We start from the raw sequence: 24431 nt of genomic DNA on the forward strand, positions 1-24431 counted from the left end.
GTGTATTTTGATTTAACTGATCCATTAGAGCAAAAAAGTGTTTACAGTAAGCTGGTTGGCGGGATCACGCCACGGCCGATTGCGTGGATAAGTACGGTAAGTGAAACTGGAGTTGACAATATTGCACCATATTCATTTTTTACCGTCGCCAGTGTTAACCCGCCAGTGTTAAGTGTGACACAAGTAAACCCCAGTGATAAAAGTAATAAAGACACCCTAAGTAATCTATTAGCCACTAAGCAATGTGTGGTGAATATTGTTAGCCATAAACTTGTTGAAAAAATGAATCAAAGTTGCGCAAATTACCCAACAAATGTGAGTGAATTTGAAGCGGCTGGTATTACCTCAGAGACTAGTAAATATGTGCAGCCATTAAGTGTAAAAGCTGCCAAAGTACGTTATGAGTGTACGCTACGTGAAGTAATCTCTATTTCAAAAGAGCCCAGCGGCGGACAAATGATGCTATTAGACATTGTGGGAATTTACATTGATGAGCGTGTATTAACTGACGGTTATATCAACCCTATAGCTTTGAATGCCGTTGGTAAATTAGGCGGAGATTATTTTGCCACAACGCAGAGTATATTTGAATTAAATCGGCCGAGTATATAAAGTGTAATCTATCATCTTAAAAAGTTGAAAGTGAGCTTTGAGAAGACGTTATTAGTTCTTGAATTCAAGTATAAAGATTAGCGTTCTAACAAATTATCAATAACTACGCCTGTATTTATTTTGTTAAAGGGAAATAACATGAATGAAGTGAATCAATATATATTAGATACTATTAAGACTCATGTTTGGGGCGGTTTTGATACGCCAGATGAAATTCAAGGGATTATTTCTGATTTATTTGAAGAGGACGCTGATGAAAGGGTGCTTCGTGAATTCGTAAGTATTGAATTTAAAAAAAGTTTGAAGCTGAAAAACAATGACCTCAAGTTACAGATGTAGAAATGAAAGCGTGTGTGAAACAGGTTTAGGCGCAGTTGGTTTAATGGTCAATGGCACCAGTATTTTTAACTGTGGCGATGCATGAGTTATGGCCAAAATGTATGATATACGCTACACCTATCGCAGAGCAATACGATGTTGATATATGTGGCGGGCGTGCAGCAAATGGCGAATACCATCATCACTTTTATACCAGTTGTTTAGCCGATATGTTAAATCATGATGGCTCAGTACATTCAAAGTGCCCAGTTACGTGGTGTATGCAGGGGTCAATGCTATTTCAGTGACACTAAATAATCATGGGTATATTGGGCTGTGCAAGATAAAAAAATTCTGGCCACCTTGTATATTAATGACCAAACTAAAGAGTTAGTGACTTACAAATTTGAAATTTTTCCTATTCATAGCGTATTAACGCCAAGTCAGTAAGCATTTTATTTCCTAAAAGGTACGGACACCTTCCTTTTTAATAAGCGATATTGATGAAAATACATAATAAGTTATTTTTAATTTTATTTAGTTTTAGCTTTATTTTAATTACCGGATTAGTTTTAGTTATGCAGTGGAGTATTGGCCAAGGCATGGTTGATTATGTCAACGCTAAAGAAGTTAAAGCATTGCAGCCATTGGCTAGTCAACTAGCGCGTGAATACCAAAAAACATCATCATGGAAAAACTTTGAAGGGGAAAATCACCGCTTTTTTCACTTGATCAGAAAGCAATTAAAAGAAAGTCAGTTTTTGCCTTCAAGAACACCAGATCAGATCAATAAAGCCTCTCAGCGGCCTGGGTTTATGCCAAAACCTCGTGGGGAGCATCGCCCACCTATGGATCCTTCTTTTGCCGGTGAACTACGATTACCACCCGGTCATGAAGCGCACTATGCGTTACTGGATAATAATAAACAGGTCATTGCAGGGTTATATAAAGCAGATTTAACGTATCGAAATATTTCAATCTACGACGCTGATACAGTGGTTGGTTTCATTGCTGTTTCTAAGCGAAAAGGACTGATAGATGGCTACGAACTCGACTTTTTAGAGCAGCAAACTACTTACCTATGGCTAATCGCATTGGCAGCACTATTATTTACGCTATTAATTACCTTTTTATTAGCACGTCATTTAGTAGGCCCAGTAAAGCAAATTGCACAAGGAATGCATCACCTTAGTCAGGGGGACTATCAGTATAAATTAGAGCTGGATCGCCATGATGAATTAGGCCAGTTAAGTGAAGATTACAATACGTTAGCACTTACTTTGGCACGCAACGAAGAAGCCCGTAAACGTTGGCTGGCAAACACTTCACATGAATTACGTACGCCAATCACCATTTTAATGGGTGAACTTGAAGCAATGCTATTAGGAGTGAGGCCGCTAACCGTAAAGAATATTAGTTCAGCCAACGATGAAGCATTGCACCTAAAAAGATTAATAGATGATTTGCATATGCTCAATAGTGCAGAGCTCGGTGGTATGCATTTTAATATGCAGCCATTATTAATGGATGAACTATTTCGTTCAGTTGAGCAAAAGTACGTTGTTATTTTTAATCAACATAATATCGAATTTGTAATAAAAATTCATAGCCATAAAATAACATTATTGGCAGACAAAACACGCTTAATGCAGCTTTTTGATAATATTTTAATGAATGCAGTACACTACGCACAGTGCTCAGCTATTCAGCTAACAGTGCAAATGACGCAGCGCTTAAATCAAGATTACGTTGAGATAAAAATAACAGACAATGGGGTTGGTGTTGACGATCAGCATCTTAGCCATTTATTTGAATACTTATACCGCGTAGATGATGCTCGCAACCGTCAACAAGGAGGTTCTGGTTTAGGTTTATCGCTATGTCAGCACATTGTGCAGTCTCATCAAGGTGAGATCACAGCTATCAATTCGCCGTTAGGCGGTTTAGGTATTATTATTAGCTTACCCGTGGAGACATAAATTAGTGACCGTCCCAATGCCCCCCCAAATATTAATTGTAGAAGACGAAGTGAAGCTCGCTAATTTAATGAGTGATTTTTTACTTAGTCAACATTTTGAGACTCATCAAATTCATCATGGTAATGATGTTCTTCCTTGGCTTAAAGACAACCACCCCAGTGTTATTTTGCTTGATGTGATGCTACCAGGCATCAGTGGTATTGAATTATGTAAAGCAATTAGACAGTGCTCGTCAGTGCCCATAATGATGGTGTCAGCCAAAGTGGAAGAAATAGACCGTCTATTGGGTTTAGAGCTGGGAGCGGATGATTATGTATGCAAACCCTTTAGTTATGCGGAAGTCGTTGCGCGGGTTAAAGCGTTATTGAGGCGCAGTGAGCTTGTAAAGCCACAGCAAATCACCGACATGCTTTTAGATGAAAACACTTTTAGTGTGCAATACAAAGGGCGAACAGTAACGCTGACCAGTGTTGAGTTTCAGTTATTTAAACCGTTATTTGATAAACCTAACCGTATTTTTAATCGTGAAAGTTTAATGAATAATATGTATGCCGATCAGCGTATTGTGAGTTTTCGTACCATTGACAGCCATATTAAAAAGTTACGAAAAAAACTCGATGAAGTATGCAAGCATGATAGTGTTATTCAATCTGTTTACGGCGTGGGTTATCGTTTTGTAAAACCCTAACTTCCTTATTTGTTGCACATTGTTTGCGTTTTTTAATAATACGCTTGTATGTCGTTAACTTGAGTTCTTATAAAGAGACTCACTGACCCTACTATGCAAGAGGTTGAATTATGAAATCGTTAAGTGCAATCGCATTACTCACTGTTCTATGTGTCACTTTTACAGCGCAAGTTGCCGCTAAAAAAGAGGGCAAGCCACCACCTCGTCCTGATTTCTCAACCATTGATAGTGATGGCAGTGGTGGTGTTGACTTTAATGAGTTTAGTGCTCAAAAACGCCCTCCGGGTGCGGATGATATTCAAATGATTTTTGATGAAATTGACGCTGATAAAAATGGTGAAATTTCAAAACAAGAATTTAAAAATCATAAACCCCCTCAGCGTCAGCGTAAAGGAGATTAATTATGATCAGTAATATTTCTTCAAGTACTAATTTTGAGCCTATGCAACGTCCAAAGGCTCAATCACTTTCGAGTGAGCAAACTCAATTGGTGAATGACACTTTATCTGGATTTGATCCTGAAAAGTTAACCGCTGAAGATGCACAGACGATAGTTGCGACGTTTAAGGATGCAGGTATTCAGCCAGGCAAAGAAATGGAGTCGTTGATGGCCGAAGCCGGTTTTGATGCGGCTCTAGTTGGTGAAATGGGTCGCCCAGAAGGAGGGCGACCACCGGGGCCTGCGCCACAAGGAGGCTTTGAACAAGTTAACACTGACGAAGTGGTTAGCTATTTAGATGAATTGCTCGCAAATTATTCAGATCAACTTAATGATGACGATAAAGAATCAATTTTAGCGTCCGTGCAAGAAAAGTTCGGTTTAAGTCAAAGTGATTCATTGCTGAGTGTAAAAGTATAATACCAATTAGTAACCAGTTAATTACGGGCAAATAACGGGTTGCTTGTTCCTATAGTGCGACAATTTGTCGCATTTTCAAAAACAGCAAAGTCTATATCATAAGCTCCTATTTTTAATAATAAAATTTTTAATAGGCAGTACACATGAATAACCCTATGGCCTTTTGTGCCATCGCTACCGCATTAGCCACATCGCATACTTTAGCAAATGAAATGACCGATAATATTGAGCGCATTAATGTGACCGGCTCACACATCAAACGCACTGATTTTGAAACAGCCAGTCCTGTAACCGTGATTGACGCAACACAAATTGCTCAAACAGGCATTGTAAATGTTGAAGATTTATTGCAACGCATGTCGTTTTCAGCGGGCGTTGCGGGTAATGCGACCAATGCCTATTGGACAAGTGGAGGATATGGATCGGCACAGGTAAACTTGCGCGGTATGGGGATTAAACGCACGCTAGTATTATTAAATGGGCGACGAATTGTAAACGGTGGTACGGGAGCCAATAGTGCGGTTGATTTAAATATGATCCCAACCTCAATTATTGAACGCGTAGAAGTACTAAAAGATGGCGCATCTGCCATTTATGGCGCTGACGCTGTTGCCGGTGTGGTTAATATCATCACTAAAACGCAATTAGATGGTGCTGAATTTACTGCAAAGTTAGGCGCTGGGGATGAAGGTGACGGGCAAAGCCAAGAAATTAGCTTTAATGTAGGCGGTGAGTTTGATCGCGGCCATTTTGTTTTTAGTGCGAGCTATATAAATACCGAGGCAGTAAGGCAGTCAGACCGTATAGATTGCGCTAAAAATGAGAAAGTAAATGCAGATGGCAGTAGCCAATTAAATTGTTTTGGCAGTGCAACAACCGCTGGTGGGCGAGCACTACTGGCTGATGGTCGCAGTGTGCAATTTAATCAAGACCCGCAAGGCGATGGTAATAGTTTTGAAGCGTATGATATAGCAAAACACGGTTTTACATGGATCCCTTATTTAAATGCAGTAAACCCAAGCCAACGTATTAACCTATCGACTAACCTCAATTACCAACTGACAAGTAACATAAACTTTTTTACAGAAGCGCAATACAGTAATCGCCAATCAGAGCAAATAGTGACACCACGCAGTATTAGCGGTATTAAGGTCTCTAAAGAGTTTGCTTATAACCCAACAGGGCAAGACTTAGAGCTAACTCGTAGGCGTAATGTAGAGCTTGGTGCGCCGTATTTTTTTCAAGAAACAAACACAGCGCGTATTGTTATTGGGTTTGATGGCACATTAGCAAATGATTGGCAGTGGGAAGTTGCTTATAACTATGGACGTAACACTGGCACTGACGGCTGGACGTTTGATCAAGATAAAGCCAAGGTCGCACAAACGCTAGATGATACAGTATGCAGTTATACTCCTGGTGCTGCCATTCCGTGTGGCGACTGGTTTGGTGTTGGTGAATTAAGTAATGAAGTGATTGATTACGTAAAGTATCGCCGTGAAGGCAATGGTGGCAACCAATTAAAATCATTGGCATTTAACTTATCGGGTGACATCACTGAGTTACCCGCAGGTACATTGGCCTTTGCCGCTGGGCTTGAAAGGCGTGAAGAAAGCGGCTGGCGAAATCCTGATTCAACGGTTCTTGCCAATGGTGGAGAAGACAGTATTAATGGTGACTATGATGTAAATGAAGCTTTTATTGAGCTTGCCATCCCATTGTTTGAAAGCCTTGAAGCAAACTTAGCAACACGCTACTCAGACTACAGTACCTTTGGCAATAAACTGACTTATAAGCTCGGGCTTACATGGCAAATTACGGATGACTTAATGCTTCGTGGTGTTAAATCAACAGCATTTAGAACGCCGGTGATAACCGAGTTATTTGGTGGCACAAATGCGGAGAACCTTCGAACTATCGATCCCTGTGAAAACGCAACTGGCGCAATTGCGGTTAATTGTTTAGCCGCCGGGCTCCCTACTGATTTTGCACAAGATGGCACAACGGTACGAACTTCAGTCGGTGGAAACCCAGATGTAAAACCTGAATCGGCAGACACACTTACACTAGGTCTAGTTTGGCAGCCGCACTTTATTGACGGGTTATCGACTACACTCGATTACTTTGATATAGACGTAAAAGACGCTATTACCTCGGTTAATGGCTCTGACACCTTGAAGTTGTGTTACACCAACCCAGCGCTTTACAGCGCTTACTGTAATACTTTTACACGCCACGCCGTAACGGGGCAAATAAATTCATTGAGTCAGCGCCCAGTCAATGCTGCGTTTGAAACGGTTAGTGGGGTTGATTTTAATACACGTTACACCGCTGATATTTTTGGTTTAAGCAGCCAGTTTGAGTTAGATGCCACGCGGTTACTCAAGCATGAAAACACGCCTTTTGCAGGGCAAGCAACGCAAAGCCTGTTAGGCTACATTACTGAAGACCAAGGCAGTTATACAAAATGGCGCGCTAATTTAGGGATCACTGTAAAAGCGGATGCGTGGTCAGCACATTATGCTATGCGTTACATTGGTGGTGCGCGTGATGTAAATGGCGGTGGTCCAATTGGCCGCGCGGTTGAAAGTGTTACCTACAGTGATGTTCAAGGGCGTTATTTTATAACTCAAGATACATCTATCAGCATGGGTATAGACAACATCTTTGATAAAAAAGCTCCCTTTTTAACCTCATGGAACGACGCTAATACAGATGTGATGACGTATGATTTACTTGGTAGAAGAGGCTACATTAAGTTAAATATTAACTTTTAAAGCAATTTAGTGATGCGTGTAATTTAAGTTCACGTTACAGCAAAGTGCGTTTATGCACTTTGCTGTATATCTATACCCAAGCCACCTCAAGATGCAGTTTCAGTTGGCGTTAAAAGCGATTTAGGCAAGGCATTGCAGAGAATGGTTATTCCCTTTTTATAAATCAATCTCTTATAAAAGTAACGCAGTATAAATCGCTTTTAAACCAACCCGCAGGGCATTTCACAGGTACTTACTCTCTGCGTTGTTACTTCTTAAAAGGGACGGCCATTCTTACAAAGTAACGCCTTGATATTAAGCCCCTTTGAAACGCTGAATTCTGAATCTTGAGGTGATTTGGGTATATAAGCTACTTACTTATCAGAGTGGTTATTTTACTGGTGCCATCTTCTTCAGTAAATTTAAATACAAAATCGTGTTTAGAGTCGTTATTTAAATCAACCAATAAAATATCCCTTGGGTGTGTTGGTAACGCGTGTTTGATTTTTTTACGTTTTGAAGCAAACAAGTTGTTTTGCTCACCGTAATAAATGCCTAAGGTTTTTTTATTGTATCTATAAACCGCATCAATGTACCCGTCGCCGTTTATATCGGCTAATTTAAGAGGCTCTACAGGGCCTGAATTTGACATAGAAAGCGGGGCTTCAACTTCGAAGTCTGCGTTTGGTTTCTCTGAAAAGTTACCTGTATTTAACTGTTTAAAAAATGAGAAATCAATATCTACGTCGGTATCACCGCCGCCCATAGCCATCGAGGCAATGGTCCCAAAGCCAAAATCAACATCTAACCGCTGTAAGTCAATTAAACCATCGTTATCTAAATCATGTTCAAATATTAACTCACCCATGGCGCTGGTGTTCGGTAAGCTTATAGGGTTGCTAAAGCTACCATCCGCTTGGCCTAAATAAAGGCTACGAGTGACTGTCGCATCAAGCGCATCCATGCCTTTCGTTTTAGGCATTTGGGCAATAATAAAGTCTAAATAGCTGTCGTGATTTATATCAGCAAAATGATTGATTGTTACTTTGCTGCCGTCATCCATTTTACCAATGCTTACTGGTAATGTCAGTGGCGTAACCTTACTTGCAAAGCCTTGCTCTGTGGCAAATAAAACACGGGCACTTTGTGCGTTTTTAAACACTAAATCAACATAGCCATCGCGGTTTATATCAATCGTTGTAGGGGCGGTGCTTATATCAATATCAAGAGTTAAATGGTTGTCGTTAAACTGACCATTAAACAAGGACTCTTTTTTAAAGGTATGAGGGGTAAATTTACCAAGCTGATCTTGAATGTAAACCGTACTGGTTTCAATATCGGGCAGTAAAATATCACTCAGGCCATCAAGATTTACATCAACAACAAAGCTAACCTTATTAAGCTTATCACTGGTTAATCGATTTAAAACTGAGGTATATTTGAATAACAATGTGCTGTGTTCTTTTTGGCTAATATATACGCCATCGGCAGTTAAAATAAGTGCTTGCGGGTGCGGTGTATTCGCAAGTTTTGCAACGTCAAAACCAAGCGCGTTATCGGGTACTGTTAGCGCATAGTTTTTAGTGTTTTCAATATCAATTTTGGCTAATTGATTCTGTTCTGAGTTGTAGGCAAAAAGCACTGAAGAGTCAGTCGTTATTAATTGTTCTGTGGTTTTAATCACAAGCTGCTGGCTTGCAAGTAATAATGGGCTAAAGGCGAGTAGTGTTAAAGTAGCCGTTGTTTTAAGCATTTTCAATTCCTTGTAAACGTATTGTAATTATTGTGTTTAAGCTTTGGCCTTAAATGCTAACAAAAGCACGGTTTGGTACAACAAATGTTTTGTAAGTAATTGTTTGAAGATGTTAATTTATCTTTGCTTATAAATGTTAGTAACTCAAAGCGCATTAACCTCATGGTGTACCGATCACCAATAGCATGTCGTTTATGGCTACAATTAGTGCGCTTTATGGATTATTTAGCGGTGTGTTTTTAGGGCGGGTAATACTGATGATACAAGTAAAAAACGCATCAATTGATGCGCACACTGTTTAGGGTATACCCAAGCCACCTCAATATGCAGACTTCAGCGTTTCACAGGTGTTTAATATCAAGGCGTTACTTTGCAACAATGGCAGTCCCTTTTAAGAAGTAACAACGATGAGAGTAAGCGCCTGTGAAACGCCCAAGGGGTTGGTTTAAAAGCGATTTATACTGCGTTACTTTTATAAGGGAATGATTTTAACAAGGGAACAACCATTATTTGCAATCAATGCCTTGCCTAAATTGCTTTTAACTCCAACTGAAACTGCATCTTGAGGTGGTTTGGGTATATAGCGTAAATGCGCGTGGCTTATTGAGCTCAAGCGCATTGTATGGGTATTAGCTACACTCTACTAAAAGTCATCTTTACTATGGCGCTGTGCGAGTTGCTCCTCATCGGGCCCCCATACACGGTTAACTCGGCGGCCACGTTTAACTGCTGGGCGGCGTTCAATTTGTTTAGCCCAGCGCATTACATGTGTGTATGACTCAACATCTAAAAATTCAGCAGCGTCATATAAATTGCCCAATACCAAAGAGCCATACCAAGGCCAAATCGCAATATCGGCAATAGAATACTCGCTACCAGCCATATAATCGTGATCGCTTAAATGGCGATTTAACACATCTAACTGGCGCTTAACTTCCATAGTAAAACGGTCAATAGGGTATTGCATTTTATGCGGTGCGTACGCGTAAAAGTGGCCAAAACCACCGCCTAAGTAGGGCGCAGATCCCATTTGCCAAAATAGCCAATTACGACATTCAGCTTTACTGGTGTGATCGCTCGGCACGAGTGCATCAAACTTTTCAGCCAAATACTGCAAAATAGCCCCAGACTCAAACACGCGTGTGCTAGGAGTTGTGGTGTGATCCATAAGAGCAGGAATTTTTGAATTAGGGTTCACACTTACAAACCCAGAACCAAACTGGTCACCTTCGCCAATTTTAATTAAAAACGCATCGTACTCTGCATCAGTTAAACCAAGCTCTAATAACTCTTCGAGCATAATGGTAACTTTTTGACCATTAGGGGTTGCTAGAGAATACAGCTGTAGAGGGTGCTCACCTACGGGTAGCTCTTGTTGGTGGGTTGCTCCAGCAATAGGGCGATTGGTTTTAGCCCACTCGCCGCCATTGTCAGCATCCCATTGCCATACTGTGGGTGGTGTATAGTCTTCGCTGTTACTCATAAAAACTCCTTAAACATGGGTTGTACAAATTAGGGTATAAAGAACATTACGAACAACCCACTGTAGATGATCATAACCAACAAAGGAAGTAAGATTGAATTTCAACACTCAAAAATAACAGTATATTTAATAAGCACGGTTATGCGCTTAGTGTGGGTATAGATGCCAATTAAAGTTCCGAGTTTAAGTTATTTTGTTGCTAGGGCGTGTTGACCTTTCGTGATTGATTTTGCAGCAGTATGTTTGGTATTTAGGCAAGGCAGCGCCTATGGTGTGTGGTTGTTCCCCATAAATAGGCGATAACGCAGTATAAATGCCAAACATGCGCTGCCCAAAGGGTTCTTCCTAGATCGAACAAATTTCAATCCACAAAGGTCAACACGCCCTAGTATTTTACTTTTAAAAAGATAGCAAAACTCACTCTATGTGCTTTTATAAAAACATCCCCCTATAAAAACATGAAATCAGAGGCACCCATGACTTACACTAAACAATTGAACCATAATAGGAACTCGGCTATGGTTTGGTACCAATAAAAGTAAAGCCGAAGGACGCTGCATGCACATAGCTGGGGCAAGAATAAAACTATCACCGTTGGATGAGTCTGATTTAGATTTATTTATTGAAATATCAATGTCATCAGCGATGATGGAACATGTGTATGACCCATGTACTTTTGAACAAGCTAACGATGCATTTATTGCCAAATCACGCCCTTGGACTATGGACAGTGATGGCTGGTTATCGCTTGGTATCACCGAAGTAACCACGGGTGAAAAGCTTGGTAATATTGGCCTTAAAATTACGAGTCATGAAGCACGTATTGCAGAGGTCGGTTTTATGATCAAACCAAGTGCTCAGGGAAGGGGGTTTGCTAGCGAGGCATTAAACTTAATTAAACACTTTGCTTTACTCGAGCTAGGCCTCAATAAATTAGTGGCTACCTGTTCAGTTGGTAATTCTAATTCGTATAAGCTATTAGAAAAAAACGGTTTTATTCGCGAAGGTTGTTTAAAACAAAACGTTATAATCAAGGGGGAATATGTTGATGACTATATTTACGGATTATGTAAATCTGATTTATAACAATCGATTAGTATTCTTATATTGCTAGGTTTTGCTTGCAATAATGTGATTGTATAGGGATTTTTAATTGCATTGAATACCTGCAAAAGATAGATTGTTAACAATGAATTAGAGTTAAACTTAAAGGGAATTAACGTTGGTAAAATTTACGTCATTTATTGTATTTTGTATTCTCATCACCACTATAAGCTTGCCAATTCAAGCTCAAAAATTGCATTCTCTAAACGTCAATGGGCTCTGGGAGGATGTAAATAACAGCAATTTTAGTAATGGTCACATGATCATATCCCAAGACGCTGAATTAATATACGTAACGCATTACGTTGAGTTTAAAGGGTTGCCTTTAGTTGAATACGGTATAGGCACTCGTACAGGTAATACGATTGAATATAAAGTAAAAGTAACTCAGAAAATACCAGGTTGGACTACCGAAGGTATGCATACGTTAACGATTTCTGAAGACGGTACAATGCTCACAGGGCATTACACATCAGGAGGGAAAAAAGGCCCATTAGAATTTAAAAAAGCAGGTAAATGATCGCTTTATGTGTTGATTATTCATATGTTCATTTTAATGATAGAGATGTAACAAATTAATTATACTTCTTAGAAAAATACGTTGATGAAAATAGACTATCGTTTTTGAGTTATGAGCGGTTGCTCAGTAATTATGAAGCCAAGAACAGAGTGCTTTCTACCTTAAATAATAGGGTTAAGTTGCAGTTTCGCGTAATACCCCCTATTTATTGGTTATCTTCTAACGAGCTTGTTGAATACTCGTTGTGAATTTATTTTTATGGATGGCTCAATCATCACTGAGTTCCAATTTTGACCCCATTAGTTTTTTCGTAGGAGTCAGGTCGTAGGAATAGGCTTTAGCCGCGAATGGTGTTACACCAAGGTTAAAGTGAATTGCACCACCGAAAACTCAGAAGCGCTTCGCTGCACAGAGGCCGGTATTTTTATAAAAAAGTTCAGTGCTGGCGCATGTAATTGGTAGATTACATTCAACTAACTTCAATGAGCATGCTAATTAAACAGTAAAAAATGACAAAAGCAGCAATGCTATTTTTGTCATTTTAACGACTAAATAATTAGTGTGCTAAACACCCAACCTAGAACTGGCCGGTTAAGGTTAATGAAAATCGAGGTGCGCGTTCATTTGCACGTTGCTCTTGCCTTAAATACTGACTTTGCGTAAATAATCCTGTATAGCGCGCTTTATTAACGGTGTACCTATCATTGAGTAAGTTATCACCTTTGAAGCGCAACTTTAAATTTTGCGATATTTGATAATCAATAAAGGCATTTGCAGTGATTTTAGTATCAACATTGCCCTGATAGTTATAATAGTAAAACATATAACGGCTTTTATCTTCGAGTGTTAAACTCATCGATAGCCCAGGTAAAATTTCGTTTTGGTTTAGCTTTACCTGCCAAGTGTTTTTACTGACTCGCTCGATAGGGGCTTTTTCAGCGGTAAAAGGATGAATTACCTCACTATCTCGCCAGGTATAATTAGCACTGATCAAGGTGTTGTTTAGTCCAAACGTCTCTAATCCAAAGTATGTATCAAACTCAATACCATACTCTTTAGCGTTATCGATATTACCGTCACCTGAGCGCTTAGCTAATAACACTTCATTTATTAAATCGCTTATTTTATGGTAGTAAGGCGTCACAATAAAACTACCATCGGTCGATTGCCACTGCTTTTCAAACGCGATTGATAGCTCGTCACGCACTTGGGGTTTTAAATCAGGGTTGGTTTCTTCAAGGCGAGACTCGTAACTATCAAACCTTGGCACAAAATCTTTAAGATCAAGTTGACTGACTGTTCGTTGGTAATTAAAACGCATCTGGTAAATATCATTAAAATCATAGCGCAGGTTTAAGCGTGGTTTAAGGTAGTTAAATGTGCGAGCTGTGTTACTTTTTGCGTTTTGTAATGTCTCCTCTATCACGGATAAATCTGTCGCTACATTAATAGTCGAGCGTTCATAAACCAAAGACGACTGTAGGTTTAACTGAGGAGAAATGGCAAAGTTATAATTACTAAACGCTTCATAACGTGTTTCTTTAATATCATTCAATTCAGTCGAATGATAAGCCGCGCCTGTTTGACGAATAAATTGTAAATTTTCATTAAGCTGATTTATCGCCACCTCAAAGCCAGAGTCAAAAGTATGGCTTTTATTAAGGTTAAAACGCCAATTGGTACGTAGAACATTTTCTTTTGAGGTATAAATACGTGGTAACTTATAATTTGGTTTAAATACATCACCATCTTGCAAAATACGGTGCCAAATTTTATCATCAGAATCCGCCTGATTACTAATAAATAACAGTTTTAGCTGATGGGCATCATTATAATCATGGGTAATATCGCCACTTACCTCCCACTTATCTCTACCCCAATCGTACTGTAATACTTTGCTTTCAAATGTGTCTGAGGTTAAAAATTCACTGTCATTGGCAGTGAGTGCATCGACTTTAATTTTTTCGTAAATGGCTGTGAGTTGCATAGCGGTTTTATCTGAATATACATATTCTAGTTTTGCTGATAGCTGGCTTGCTTTGTATATATTCTCGCGGACACGGGCGTTCGTTTGTGTGTCAACTAGCTTTGGGGAAGTAAACACTTCTTCTGAGCTTATTTCAGTTGTATTGACGTAGTGGTTTAAGCCAACTCTATATTTTAAATTGCCTTTGCTTGCACTGTAAGTCAAAGAACCTGTGGTATATGGCTTTATATCAGCTGTTTTAACCGTGCCCAGTGTCCAAAGAATAGATGTATCTATATCTTGTTTAAGTACCACATTAATCACTAATCCATTACTTTGAACATCTAAATCAGAGCGAGTCCCGCGGATCAATTCAATGTACTCAACATCCTTTGCCTGAATATTATTGAGCTCTTTCGTAATATTATTTTCTTTACCCGACATACGTTTACCGTTTATCAAAATTTGATCGCCGGACGAACCAAAACCGCGACTTTCTGATGCGCTGTTCATTTTACTTAATAGGGTATTTGCACCGGGGGTATTTTCTAAAATGTCGTATAACGTTTGAGGATCTAACGCCATAAAGGAACTCGCTTCATACCGCTGCGTATTGGCGACGGGTTCACTTGCAGCACTGCTGGTTGAAAACCCAAGTAACATACTTGAGCCACCAATCAAAACGGTGGATAAAATAGCCTGATATAACGCACAGCGCTTATACAATAAATTTGGGTGAGTATCGCGGTTTGTCATTGTTAGATCCCTGTTATTTAATTCAGGGTTATCTTAATCAGTCTCAGCACCTTCAAATAGGCACAAAAGGTAAAATTAACGCAGTAAAAGTTTTACAAAACTTTGCATTATAACGTTTAAAAAGGGTGATATAGTCCAGATTGCATAAGTGAAGGATTTAAAAAACAATAATATGAATATTAAACCAACACTGCTCATCATCGAAGATGAACCGAGTATATTACGTGGCTTAACTGATCTATTTGTATTTCATGGCTTTGATGTTGAAAGTGAAATGGATGGAAAAAAAGGATTAAGCCGCGCGTTAGAAAAGCAACACAGTTGTATTCTTTTAGATGTGATGCTGCCATCAATGAATGGCTTTGAGATATGCAATGCCATTAGAGTACAATCCCAAGTTCAGCCTATTTTAATGCTGACTGCAAAAAATACAGAGGCAGATATTATTAATGGCCTTACCTTAGGCGCTGACGATTATTTGGCAAAACCGTTTTCAACGTCTGAATTAGTATTAAGAGTCACGGCTTTAATCAGGCGCTCAGGCTTATCTAGCAATAACAACAAACTCAATATTGGCAAGCATGTGAGTATTTGCATGCAAAAATTAACGGGAACATCTCATAAACAAGCCGTGCGCTATACACGTCGAGAAGTGAATATTTTAACGTACTTAAACCAGCAAAAAGCCCCCGTATCACGCGATGAACTATTAAGAGAAGTGTGGGGATATAAATCAACCGACTGCCTAGACACCCGTACTGTGGATATTCACATCGCTAAAATAAGAAAAAAAATTGAACGCGCCCCAAAAACACCTGAATATCTAGTCACCCTAAGAGGCGAAGGGTATCAGCTTTTTAGTCGACAATCGTAATATGAAGCCACAGCTCTTAAATAAGCGATTATTAAGCTACAAACAGCGTGTTAACCGTCTGCGTTGTTTTACCTTCGTTTGTTTGTTTCTCTTATTAGCGCCAATTAGCATGGTGTTCATTAAAGGTTACTATCAATTTGAAAAAGACCTTTTAACCGAGTATCAAGATAAAACCGAAGAAATAACCTCGCAGCTAAACTTGCGGTTATTTAAGCGAGTGGTTTTTGATAACGCGTTGAGCACACTCGCGTTTGATTACTACCAACATATTTATAATCCGAACAATAAACACGTAACCAAAGAAAAATCGCCTCTTTCAAGCCTAGAATACAATACTCGATATGACGGACTTTTAGGTTATTTTCAAGTTGACCAAGATGGCAATTTTAACAGCCCTGTCTGGCCTGATTTTATACGCGATACCCACAGTTTAATAACCGCTCAAGATGATGATGAGACGATAAAACGTAAAAGCCTCGTGTCAAAATTATATACAATAACCGCCAAGTCAAATGAACTAAAAGCACTCATTAACAATAGACTATCTGTAAATAATGAGAAGTTTCTTTTATTATCGGATGTACCCGGGCACCTTGTTTTTTATCGCGTTGTTCATGTAAATAACATTCAAAAGTTACAAGGTTATGTCATCGATGTAAGCGCATACTTAAACAATCAAGTTAAAAGAATGCTAACGACAGTGCAGTTTAACAACACGATAGCCATTACATTAAAGTCTACGTTAACGGGCTCAGATAAAGGCTACTTTATTTATCAGGGAAACGCGCAAAGCCAAGCAACTATCACTCAGGCAACTATAACCCAGCCAATGCAATTATCATCTGTGTATAGTCAACGGGCCATAAACAGCCATGAATTAAGGTGGCCTTTTAAAGACCATCAGCTTACTTATTCAACCTCAAAATTTATTTTACCCACAGCTGCCACTTATAATCTGGGTTTAATGATGCTGCTGATGCTTGGCATTGTCATTGGCTGTTATGGCTTTTACCGTTTAGGGGTCAAACAACTAAAGCTTGCAGAGCAGCAGCTAAACTTTGTTTCCTCAGTGAGTCATGAGCTTAAGACACCTTTAACATCAATCCGCATGTATTCAGAAATGCTAAAGTCAGGCATGGTGCCATCAGAACAGTATAAGTTAGATTATTACGACTTTATACACAGCGAGAGTGAACGGCTCTCTCGTTTAATCGATAATATATTGCAACTTTCAAAGCTTAATCAACCACAACATAGTGTTGAAGCGCACTACACCAAACTCAGTATTTTAATCGACATGATTGAATCAAAAGTGTCGTCTTTATTAATTAAAAGCGACTTTAAAATAAACATTTCGAGTGAGTTTGAACAACCTGAAAGAGCATTACTCTTAGTTGATCTAGATGCATTTTCGCAAGTGGTTATTAACATAACCGATAATGCCATTAAGTTCTTTGATAGCGATAAAATACAAGATTACACACGTAAGAAAATAGATATTCATTTTAAACCGGATCCTAAAAATAAAGATTTCATCGTGATAGAATTTCGTGATTATGGTGATGGGATTAGTGCTGAACAAGAACGTAAAATTTTTGAATTATTTTATCGAGGAGGTTCAGAACTAACACGCTCAACACAAGGAACTGGGATCGGGCTCGCACTGGTTAATGAACTCGTTCTAGCGCAGCAAGGCACCATTGAGGCACAACGCATGTCGCCAGGCCTATCAATAAAAATACGGTTTAAAAGTAAGAGGCAGTGATTTTTTAAGTGTATAAAAGCAAAAATAAATACCTGAGTGAAACAGCGCCTTACCCCTTTGGCTTTTTTTGAGTTTAAAACACTAAATATGAAATGCAGTTGAGATGCAAATTATTGGCTGTTAATCTATTGAAATTATTGACTGTTAATATTTTCTTGTAAGAGGCTTATACCCAAACCACCTCAAGATGCGAGTTTCAGTTGGAATTAAAAACGATTTAGGCAAGGCATTGATTGCAAATAATAGTGGTTCTATTGTTAAAATCAATAACGCAGTATAAATCGCTTTTAAACCAACCCGTTGGGCGTTTCACAGGGACTTACTCTCATCGTTGTTCCTTCTTAAAAGGGATTGCCATTGTTTCAAAGTAACGCCTTGATATTAAGCCCCTGTGAAACGCTGAAGTCTGCATCTTGAGGTGGCTTGGGTATATATGTACAAAAGCTTGTTCACGATCATCGTTAGTTTATTGTTTATTTCGGGATGTGCGCAAAGAACTATCGATATAAATGACGATAAAGGCAATATAGTCGGCGGATGTACAGCAGGTTTTGATTGGCATTTTTATGGCCTACACGATTCGATTGATTATGTTTTGTATGAATGTGCAGAAGATGCTGTTGCAAAAGGATATATAATCTCGGATAAAAGATTGCTCACCCTCGATTTTACATTACCAGATCCGCCTGAAGGTCAACGGTGGAATAAAAAATTAGCAATGCAGCACTTTCATAATGACAAAATAACAGAAAGGAAATTAGGCTATATTCTTGCTGATATAGAAACTAAATACATAAAAATTGTATGGCCTGCTGAGGACGATTTAGCCAGTGGGAAAATAACCCTGTCCGAATTTAATAAAATAGTGAAAGATGCCAAATATAATTGGCTTGGTGAATAAAGGTGTTTTCATGTTGAGTCTTTTTTTAGCTTTGCCTATTCATTACGGTGTTATTAAATCATGTAGTGATGACACAATTGTAAAGCTTAATGCTCCTTTAGTTGAAGTGATTTATGTTAATAGTAAAACGGCTATTTTTAATCACGATTTCTTACATTTACGTTGCCCTATGCCTGCTGCATGCAGCGTTACTAACACATTCGCTGAACTAGAGTTTAATGTTACAAAAGACGGAGTGATAGATGGCCTTAAATTCCTGAATTTTGAAGAAAAAAGCATGCATGCTCGATGTATAAAAAAAGCGTTGCTTAAGGCTGAAGTGTCTGAATCTGCATATAATACAAAGGATAATAAAGTGACATTTACTTACACCATGTATATTAATAAATGAGCTAGGTAAGTAATTAAATTCGAATGATTTTTTATTAGTACGCTAAATTAATGGAGTATAGATATCAGCCCTAGCAGTCACTTTATAATGAGTTGGCTTTCATCAAACCTGATAAAGGGAAGGGTGAGAGAGCGACGTATAATTACGATTTCTGGTATAGCTCCAGATATAGACGGTGTTGGGTTGTTGATTGATCCAATTTTGAGGATGGCTGGGCACAGCTCAAATTTGTGGGGTGAATGGCATCATTCGCTACATAATTTAGGATTTTGCTTATTCGTTACGTGCATTGCGTATATAACTGCTAGCATCAATAAGTTTAAAGTAGCTTGTATGGCATTTTTGTTATTTCATTTACATCTAGTTTGCGACTTAATCGGATCTAAAGGTCCTGATGGATATCAATGGCCACTTTCTTACTTATCACCTTTTTCAGAGGTTGTAACTTTATCTTGGAAGTATCAGTGGGAACTTAACGCATGGCCGAACATTGCCATAGCTTTGGTCTTATACTTGGTGATGTTTAGGTGTATAAAATACAAAAAAAGATCACCATTTGAGATTATGTCTAAAAAAGCTGATGATGCATTTTTTCGTATTTTTGACAGATTTAAATAACAGTAGAAAGCTTTTCTGAGTAAACTCCAATCATTCAACATTTAGACTGAAATGAAAGCCGCATGGCAAGACTGGGTTTTCTTCTGGTTGCTTTAATTTGACCATGTTGTGCAACAATGAGCTCGCTTACTAGCGCGAATCCAACGCAATGCCAGTGCCTTGCGTGGTGCGGGTTAATTTGTTACCGCCACGATAGGATAACTCAAAAATTTTGCTTTCTTGCTCTTGGGTAATACCTTCATCATTATCTTGTATTTCCAGCTCAAGCATGTGTTTATGTTATACCCAAGCCATCTCAAGATACAGTTTCAGTTGGAATTAAAAGTGATTCAGGCAAGGCATTGATTGCAAATAATGGTTGCTCCCTTGTTAAAATTAATAACGCAGTATAAATCGCTTTTAAACCAACCCATTGGGCGTTTCACAGGCGCTTACTTTCATCGTTGTTACTTCTTAAAAGGGATTGCCATTATTGCAAAGTAACGCCTCGATATTAAGCCCCTGTGAAACGCTGAAGTATGCATCTTGAGGTGGTTTGGGTATATAATTGTTTTCTAACTTTTAGGCGGGTGAACGTTATCAACAACAGTGAATTACAAACAAGTAATAACTCAGTACTTTTAGCTAGCAAAGATACGGTGGTGCTAAATAATACAGAGTTGAAAGTTGCGACGTTTAACCTGTTTAATTACCTTGAGCCGCCTAATGCGTTTTATGAATTTGAACGCATTTATACCGCACAGCAGTGGGCTAAAAAACAGCGCTGGATTAGTGATTATTTAAATCAGCAGCAACCTGATGTTATAGGCTTTCAAGAAGTGTTTAGTATTGATCCGTTAAAAGCGCTTATGCATAAGCAAGGTTATGCATATTTTGCAGTGATAGATGAGCCAGAAGTAATTGATGATTTTATTTATAAACGGCCAGTGGTCGCTATAGCCTCGCGCTTTCCAATTACAGAGGTCGGTGTTGTTCGACATGACAATGAACTTGCGCAAACGCTTGGTTTAGCAGCTGACTTTTCGTTTAGTCGCAAAGTACTCAGAGCCACGGTTGATTTACCGCACATTGGTAACACTGATTGTTATGTGGTGCACTTTAAATCTAAACGTTCGATGATTGAGGTTGAAGAACCAAACCAATTAGCGCCTGAGCAAAATATTATAGAGCATTTAAAAGCAACACTTGCTGGTGGCTGGGGCTCAACAATACAACGCGGAACAGAAGCTACATTACTGATGGTTGAAATGATAGCGCGGCGTGAGGCCACGCAAAACCCGATGCTATTAATGGGCGACTTTAACAATAACCTAGCCGATGGTGTATTAAGTCATTTGCTTACTGACTCATTACGATTTGCCCCTGCGTTTGATTGTCGTGCCTACCTTGCAAAATATTGTTTAAGTGATGCATGGGATTTGTATGTAAGGTCACTTGTAAATACGGGGGTTGCAAAAGAGGTGAGTGACAACATAGAACCTGAACCTCACCCCCCAAAAAAGCCACATCGTGTGCCAACACATTACTATGGGGCCAGCAGCTCAGTACTTGATTATATTTTACTGTCTTGTGAGTTTGATGCGAGTTTCCATGACAGTTTTTATGAAGTAAGTAATTACCACACCTATGACCGTCACTTGATAAACCCTGACTTTGAGCGTGATGACCAAAGCACCGATCACGCTGTAGTGATGGCTACACTAACGTTGCGTGCTTGATTTAGCATAGCCTGCCTATTCACAGCTTACGGCTGTTACTTTTTTTATCTTGTTTTGCAAAATAATAGCCAATAAATATTCCGGCAATGGCGCCAAATAGGTGGCTTTCAAACGATATATGCGGTCTTTGTGGTAATACACCCCAAATAAAACCACTATATAAAAACACAACGCATACACTAATCAAAATGGCTTTAAATGAACGGTGCATAATGCCGTAGCTAATTAAAAAGCCCCATAAACCGTAAAGTACCCCGCTTAAACCTACGTGTATATTTGCTCGACCAAATAGCCAAACCAGTAAACCACCAGTAAGTGCAGTAAAAACAAATACAGCCCAAAAGCGCTTTACACTGTACTGGCATACTAGCCAACCTAACACCGCAAAAGGGACCATATTACTTAATAGATGCACCCAACCACCATGTAGAAAGGGGGCAAAAAATATGCCTGTTAGCCCAGTTAAATTACGAGGATAGATCCCTAAACCATTTAAGTTAATACCGGGTACGCTATTGGCGATTTGCAGCAACGTGCATAATAAAATAATGCCTACAATGGCAAAACGTTTACTGGCTAAAGGAGGAATGCTCAAAGAGCTTTTTTTAGTTGGCATACATAAGCTTAAATTGAAAATGGATTTGCCAGAGTATACCCATCTTGATGCCTAAATGAAAAGCCCTACCCAGTGGGCAAGGCTTTGATGTAAGCTAAATTGAGTTTAACCTAACTTAGTTAATAACTTTTTAGCTGCAAGTTCAGAGCTGGCAGGATTTTGACCCGTGATAACAAGGCCGTCTTCTAATGCTAATACGCCCCAATCATCTGTTTTTTGATAATCGCCGCCTTTTTTGATTAACTCATCCTCGACTAAAAAAGGCACTATATCAGTCAGTTGGACTGCTGCTTCTTCGGTATTACTAAAGCCTGTCACTTTTTTACCCGCAACCAATGCATTACCATCAGCACCTTTAATATTTAGAAATGCAGCGCTGGCGTGGCATACTGCAGCAACAGGCTTTTGTGCTTTAATAAAATCTTCAATTAACGTAATCGAATCAGTGTTATCCACTAAATCCCATAATGGGCCGTGGCCACCTGGGTAAAATACAGCGTCATAATCGCTGGCATTTACTTCGCTAAGGACATGTGTGTTTGCCATTAACGTTTGTGCTGCACTGTCGTTGTCGTAACGTTTAGTTGCATCAGTTTGAAAGTCAGATAACGTACTTGTAGGGTCAATCGGTGGTTGGCCGCCTTGTGGTGATGCTAAGGTCACTTTTGCGCCAGCATCAATAAATGCGTAATAAGGGGCTGCAAATTCTTCTACCCAAAACCCTGTTTTTTCGCCTGTGTTACCTAGCTCTGCGTGTGAGGTAAGTACCATAAGTATTTTTTTAGCCATAACGATATTCCTTCTGATGAATTGAATTATTAACTTAGCTTGTAGATAACTATATGCCCTGAGATATATTTAAACAACGATGATAAATTTAACTTTATTGATTCAATAATTGATACAATTGCAAAGTTGAATTTAGGAGATGTTATGAAGGTATCGTTTGAGCAGTTAAAAAGTATGGTGGTATTTGCACAAATAGTGGAGCAGGGCAGCTTAACCGCAGCTGCAAAGCAATTAGGGTTAACCCGTGCTGTGGCTAGTTATCACTTAAAAAAATTAGAAACTCAGCTTGAAGTAACCTTATTAAATCGCTCAACACGCACGATGGCATTAACCGAGGCTGGCATTGCTTATTATGAACGTTGTCGAATCATCACCGAGCAAGCCAATGCGGCAAATCTACAAATTGAAAACATTAAAAATGAACCTCAAGGGTTATTAAAAATAAGCTGTCCAGTAAATGTTGGCATGCAACTTATTGTGCCAGCAATTAATGCCTTTAAACGTCAATACCCTAAAATCAATATAGATCTACAGCTAACAGATGATGTGATTGATATTATTAAAAATGGTTTTGATTTTGCTGTAAGAGGTGTGTCGCTGAGCGACTCAAATTTACAGGCAACTAAGCTCACGACAATGAGTACATGTATTTGTGGTTCGCCAGATTATTTTGCCCACTTTGGTAAGCCTAAAACGCCAGAGCAATTAAGCGAGCATCAATGGGTGGTGTATCAGCTTGGCAGTAAAACCTTAACCCTTAAAAAAGACGGTAAAAAACACAGTCTCACAATGCAAGGCGGTTTAAGTACAAATAATGCCGCTGCGCGTACTGCCTTTGTTGAAGCCGGACACGGCATTGGGCGGATCCCACTTTATGATGCATGGCCTAAAGTACAAGCTGGGCTATTAGAAATTGTACTGGATGAATATAAAAGTAAAGACATTGAGCTTTATGGTGTGTTTCCGCCAGGCGGCGCGGGTTCTAAAAAGCTACGATTGTTTATCGATTATTTAAAAGATTACTTTGTAAAAAAGCATACCGCATTGGGTATGCAATTTTAAAAGTGTTTTAACCTTACAAAGTGCGGCTAAATAACGCAACAGCTTGCTGATACATGGCAATAGCAAGGGCTGGGTCATAACGCTCGCCTTCATCACGCATAAAGGCATGCTGGGCGTTTACTTCTTGCCACTGGTAATTAATACCGCTAGTTACAGCGTGTTGATAAATTTTAGCACGTCCTTCTTTTGGCACATGTGGGTCTTGCTTGCCCCAAATAAAGTGAATCTCACCTTGGATATCCTTCATGCGTTCAAACGAGTTATTGCCTGCTTTTGCAGGTAATGTGTCGCTATGAATGTCAGTAGCGTATAAGCAAAAAGCGGCTTTAATGGCAGGATTAAGCGCAGCTCTGTAGGCTAAATGGCCACCAATGCATACACCCATCGCGCCGACAGCACCGGTGCAGTAATTTTGAGTTTGTACAAAGTTTATCATCGCGTGAGTATCGCTGTCGTGTGACTCTAATGGCTTAGCCCATTTATCAGCGTTCCCTTTATCTTTACCTGCATCGTCATAAGCAAGCACAGTACCAAGCGGATTCAACTCATGGAATACCTCAGGCACTAACACAACAAAACCATGACCTGCTAAAAGTGCGGCACTGCGTGCAATTGGTGCGGTTTGTTGAAATATTTCAGAGTAAAAAATAATGGCGGGAAACTGGCCACCGGCCTGTGGACGGTACACGCTGGTGCGCATAATACCTGTGTCTGTTGCGATATCATGGCTGTGGTGTTGAATGATCATAATGTGCCTTTTATGCCAATTTAATGCAATTGGTAAACTTAAATTTTGCTTATAATAACGCACAGTGAGTCAGTGGACGAGTGTGTGGCCTTGAAAAATATGCGAGCCCAACATAATGTTGGACTCGGTGATAATTTGAATAACCTTAACTTGGA

The 24431-nt window shown here is 39.2% G+C and carries 23 protein-coding genes and 1 pseudogene; 17 read left to right on the plus strand and 7 right to left on the minus strand.

Features of this window, described 5'->3' with window-relative positions:
- The 8 genes and pseudogenes from ADS77_RS05130 to ADS77_RS05165 all read left to right on the plus strand — a co-directional run bounded on the left by ADS77_RS05130 (window position 1) and on the right by ADS77_RS05165 (window position 7233).
- Window positions 1–612, plus strand: coding sequence for a flavin reductase family protein (locus ADS77_RS05130; RefSeq protein WP_054205197.1), 612 nt, complete (start codon window positions 1–3; stop codon window positions 610–612).
- 138 nt (window positions 613–750) lie between these two features.
- The gene (locus tag ADS77_RS05135) at window positions 751–951 is read left to right on the plus strand and encodes a hypothetical protein (protein WP_054453255.1); all 201 of its coding nucleotides are present in this window, start codon (window positions 751–753) and stop codon (window positions 949–951) included.
- A 13-nt stretch (window positions 952–964) separates the two neighbouring features.
- A pseudogene (locus ADS77_RS05140) lies at window positions 965–1190 on the plus strand (hypothetical protein); the annotation flags it as partial.
- Between the two features lie 243 nt (window positions 1191–1433).
- Entirely contained in the window at window positions 1434–2909 is a 1476-nt protein-coding gene (locus ADS77_RS05145; RefSeq protein ID WP_054453259.1) for an ATP-binding protein, read from the plus strand.
- A 16-nt stretch (window positions 2910–2925) separates the two neighbouring features.
- Window positions 2926–3597 (plus strand): response regulator, encoded by a 672-nt coding sequence (locus tag ADS77_RS05150; protein WP_054453261.1) that lies wholly within the window; start codon window positions 2926–2928, stop codon window positions 3595–3597.
- Window positions 3598–3707: 110 nt separating this feature from the next.
- Window positions 3708–3998, plus strand: a complete 291-nt coding sequence (locus tag ADS77_RS05155; RefSeq protein ID WP_054453263.1) for an EF-hand domain-containing protein — start codon at window positions 3708–3710, stop codon at window positions 3996–3998.
- Window positions 3999–4000: 2 nt separating this feature from the next.
- Window positions 4001–4456 (plus strand): hypothetical protein, encoded by a 456-nt coding sequence (locus ADS77_RS05160; protein ID WP_054453265.1) that lies wholly within the window; start codon window positions 4001–4003, stop codon window positions 4454–4456.
- 143 nt (window positions 4457–4599) lie between these two features.
- Window positions 4600–7233: a TonB-dependent receptor plug domain-containing protein gene (locus ADS77_RS05165; protein WP_054453267.1), complete on the plus strand. Its 2634-nt coding sequence runs from the start codon at window positions 4600–4602 to the stop codon at window positions 7231–7233.
- Window positions 7234–7582: 349 nt separating this feature from the next.
- Here the strand turns inward: ADS77_RS05165 and ADS77_RS05170 are convergent, their stop codons facing one another.
- Window positions 7583–8965 carry an FG-GAP repeat domain-containing protein gene (locus tag ADS77_RS05170; RefSeq protein WP_054453269.1) on the minus strand — a complete coding sequence of 461 codons (1383 nt, stop codon included), beginning with the start codon at window positions 8963–8965 and terminating at the stop codon, window positions 7583–7585.
- Between the two features lie 643 nt (window positions 8966–9608).
- A complete protein-coding gene (yghU, locus tag ADS77_RS05175; RefSeq protein ID WP_054205084.1) occupies window positions 9609–10448 on the minus strand; it encodes a glutathione-dependent disulfide-bond oxidoreductase in 840 nt (279 codons plus the stop codon).
- Between the two features lie 558 nt (window positions 10449–11006).
- Here yghU and ADS77_RS05180 point away from each other — a divergent pair.
- Together ADS77_RS05180 and ADS77_RS22050 are read left to right on the plus strand one after the other, a co-directional pair.
- Window positions 11007–11534, plus strand: coding sequence for a GNAT family N-acetyltransferase (locus ADS77_RS05180; protein WP_054453271.1), 528 nt, complete (start codon window positions 11007–11009; stop codon window positions 11532–11534).
- A 277-nt stretch (window positions 11535–11811) separates the two neighbouring features.
- The gene (locus tag ADS77_RS22050) at window positions 11812–12072 is read left to right on the plus strand and encodes a hypothetical protein (protein ID WP_152960585.1); all 261 of its coding nucleotides are present in this window, start codon (window positions 11812–11814) and stop codon (window positions 12070–12072) included.
- A gap of 577 nt (window positions 12073–12649) precedes the next feature.
- Here the strand turns inward: ADS77_RS22050 and ADS77_RS05190 are convergent.
- A complete protein-coding gene (locus ADS77_RS05190; protein WP_054453273.1) occupies window positions 12650–14794 on the minus strand; it encodes a TonB-dependent receptor plug domain-containing protein in 2145 nt (714 codons plus the stop codon).
- Between the two features lie 172 nt (window positions 14795–14966).
- Between ADS77_RS05190 and ADS77_RS05195 the strand changes: the two genes are divergently transcribed.
- The 5 genes from ADS77_RS05195 to ADS77_RS05215 all read left to right on the plus strand — a co-directional run bounded on the left by ADS77_RS05195 (window position 14967) and on the right by ADS77_RS05215 (window position 19343).
- Complete coding sequence (locus ADS77_RS05195; RefSeq protein WP_054453275.1) at window positions 14967–15668, plus strand: response regulator transcription factor; 702 nt, start codon at window positions 14967–14969, stop codon at window positions 15666–15668.
- A gap of 109 nt (window positions 15669–15777) precedes the next feature.
- Window positions 15778–17433 (plus strand): sensor histidine kinase, encoded by a 1656-nt coding sequence (locus ADS77_RS05200; RefSeq protein ID WP_161803874.1) that lies wholly within the window; start codon window positions 15778–15780, stop codon window positions 17431–17433.
- Between the two features lie 433 nt (window positions 17434–17866).
- Window positions 17867–18334 carry a hypothetical protein gene (locus ADS77_RS05205; RefSeq protein ID WP_054205090.1) on the plus strand — a complete coding sequence of 156 codons (468 nt, stop codon included), beginning with the start codon at window positions 17867–17869 and terminating at the stop codon, window positions 18332–18334.
- A gap of 10 nt (window positions 18335–18344) precedes the next feature.
- Entirely contained in the window at window positions 18345–18725 is a 381-nt protein-coding gene (locus ADS77_RS05210) for a hypothetical protein (RefSeq protein ID WP_054453279.1), read from the plus strand.
- An 87-nt stretch (window positions 18726–18812) separates the two neighbouring features.
- Window positions 18813–19343: a hypothetical protein gene (locus ADS77_RS05215; protein WP_082355606.1), complete on the plus strand. Its 531-nt coding sequence runs from the start codon at window positions 18813–18815 to the stop codon at window positions 19341–19343.
- Between the two features lie 129 nt (window positions 19344–19472).
- Here ADS77_RS05215 and ADS77_RS22335 read toward each other — a convergent pair whose 3' ends face one another.
- Window positions 19473–19613: a hypothetical protein gene (locus tag ADS77_RS22335; RefSeq protein WP_157601493.1), complete on the minus strand. Its 141-nt coding sequence runs from the start codon at window positions 19611–19613 to the stop codon at window positions 19473–19475.
- Window positions 19614–20023: 410 nt separating this feature from the next.
- Between ADS77_RS22335 and ADS77_RS05220 the strand changes: the two genes are divergently transcribed.
- Window positions 20024–21061, plus strand: coding sequence for an endonuclease/exonuclease/phosphatase family protein (locus ADS77_RS05220; protein WP_054453350.1), 1038 nt, complete (start codon window positions 20024–20026; stop codon window positions 21059–21061).
- 19 nt (window positions 21062–21080) lie between these two features.
- Here the strand turns inward: ADS77_RS05220 and ADS77_RS05225 are convergent, their stop codons facing one another.
- Window positions 21081–21677 carry a rhomboid family intramembrane serine protease gene (locus ADS77_RS05225; RefSeq protein ID WP_054205093.1) on the minus strand — a complete coding sequence of 199 codons (597 nt, stop codon included), beginning with the start codon at window positions 21675–21677 and terminating at the stop codon, window positions 21081–21083.
- Window positions 21678–21782: 105 nt separating this feature from the next.
- Complete coding sequence (locus ADS77_RS05230; protein ID WP_054205094.1) at window positions 21783–22466, minus strand: type 1 glutamine amidotransferase domain-containing protein; 684 nt, start codon at window positions 22464–22466, stop codon at window positions 21783–21785.
- 144 nt (window positions 22467–22610) lie between these two features.
- On the opposite strand from ADS77_RS05230, the gene ADS77_RS05235 reads away from it, so the two are divergent.
- The gene (locus tag ADS77_RS05235; protein ID WP_054453281.1) at window positions 22611–23528 is read left to right on the plus strand and encodes a LysR family transcriptional regulator; all 918 of its coding nucleotides are present in this window, start codon (window positions 22611–22613) and stop codon (window positions 23526–23528) included.
- Between the two features lie 13 nt (window positions 23529–23541).
- Here ADS77_RS05235 and ADS77_RS05240 read toward each other — a convergent pair whose 3' ends face one another.
- A complete protein-coding gene (locus ADS77_RS05240; protein ID WP_054205199.1) occupies window positions 23542–24276 on the minus strand; it encodes a dienelactone hydrolase family protein in 735 nt (244 codons plus the stop codon).
- Window positions 24277–24431: the final 155 nt, after the last annotated feature.

The sequence above is a fragment of the Pseudoalteromonas porphyrae genome, from assembly GCF_001298125.1.
In the GTDB taxonomy this organism is placed as follows: Bacteria; Pseudomonadota; Gammaproteobacteria; order Enterobacterales; family Alteromonadaceae; genus Pseudoalteromonas; species Pseudoalteromonas neustonica.

Bases quoted from the DNA above. Each gene is read 5' to 3' on its own strand.
- ADS77_RS05135 (WP_054453255.1), top strand. From the start codon at position 751: ATGAATGAAGTGAATCAATATATATTAGATACTATTAAGACTCATGTT.
- ADS77_RS05145 (WP_054453259.1), top strand. From the start codon at position 1,434: ATGAAAATACATAATAAGTTATTTTTAATTTTATTTAGTTTTAGCTTT.
- ADS77_RS05150 (WP_054453261.1), top strand. From the start codon at position 2,926: ATGCCCCCCCAAATATTAATTGTAGAAGACGAAGTGAAGCTCGCTAAT.
- ADS77_RS05155 (WP_054453263.1), top strand. From the start codon at position 3,708: ATGAAATCGTTAAGTGCAATCGCATTACTCACTGTTCTATGTGTCACT.
- ADS77_RS05160 (WP_054453265.1), top strand. From the start codon at position 4,001: ATGATCAGTAATATTTCTTCAAGTACTAATTTTGAGCCTATGCAACGT.
- ADS77_RS05165 (WP_054453267.1), top strand. From the start codon at position 4,600: ATGAATAACCCTATGGCCTTTTGTGCCATCGCTACCGCATTAGCCACA.
- ADS77_RS05170 (WP_054453269.1), bottom strand. From the start codon at position 8,965: ATGCTTAAAACAACGGCTACTTTAACACTACTCGCCTTTAGCCCATTA.
- yghU (WP_054205084.1), bottom strand. From the start codon at position 10,448: ATGAGTAACAGCGAAGACTATACACCACCCACAGTATGGCAATGGGAT.
- ADS77_RS05180 (WP_054453271.1), top strand. From the start codon at position 11,007: ATGCACATAGCTGGGGCAAGAATAAAACTATCACCGTTGGATGAGTCT.
- ADS77_RS22050 (WP_152960585.1), top strand. From the start codon at position 11,812: ATGATCATATCCCAAGACGCTGAATTAATATACGTAACGCATTACGTT.
- ADS77_RS05190 (WP_054453273.1), bottom strand. From the start codon at position 14,794: ATGACAAACCGCGATACTCACCCAAATTTATTGTATAAGCGCTGTGCG.
- ADS77_RS05195 (WP_054453275.1), top strand. From the start codon at position 14,967: ATGAATATTAAACCAACACTGCTCATCATCGAAGATGAACCGAGTATA.
- ADS77_RS05200 (WP_161803874.1), top strand. From the start codon at position 15,778: ATGGTGTTCATTAAAGGTTACTATCAATTTGAAAAAGACCTTTTAACC.
- ADS77_RS05205 (WP_054205090.1), top strand. From the start codon at position 17,867: ATGTACAAAAGCTTGTTCACGATCATCGTTAGTTTATTGTTTATTTCG.
- ADS77_RS05210 (WP_054453279.1), top strand. From the start codon at position 18,345: ATGTTGAGTCTTTTTTTAGCTTTGCCTATTCATTACGGTGTTATTAAA.
- ADS77_RS05215 (WP_082355606.1), top strand. From the start codon at position 18,813: ATGAGTTGGCTTTCATCAAACCTGATAAAGGGAAGGGTGAGAGAGCGA.
- ADS77_RS22335 (WP_157601493.1), bottom strand. From the start codon at position 19,613: ATGCTTGAGCTGGAAATACAAGATAATGATGAAGGTATTACCCAAGAG.
- ADS77_RS05225 (WP_054205093.1), bottom strand. From the start codon at position 21,677: ATGCCAACTAAAAAAAGCTCTTTGAGCATTCCTCCTTTAGCCAGTAAA.
- ADS77_RS05230 (WP_054205094.1), bottom strand. From the start codon at position 22,466: ATGGCTAAAAAAATACTTATGGTACTTACCTCACACGCAGAGCTAGGT.
- ADS77_RS05235 (WP_054453281.1), top strand. From the start codon at position 22,611: ATGAAGGTATCGTTTGAGCAGTTAAAAAGTATGGTGGTATTTGCACAA.
- ADS77_RS05240 (WP_054205199.1), bottom strand. From the start codon at position 24,276: ATGATCATTCAACACCACAGCCATGATATCGCAACAGACACAGGTATT.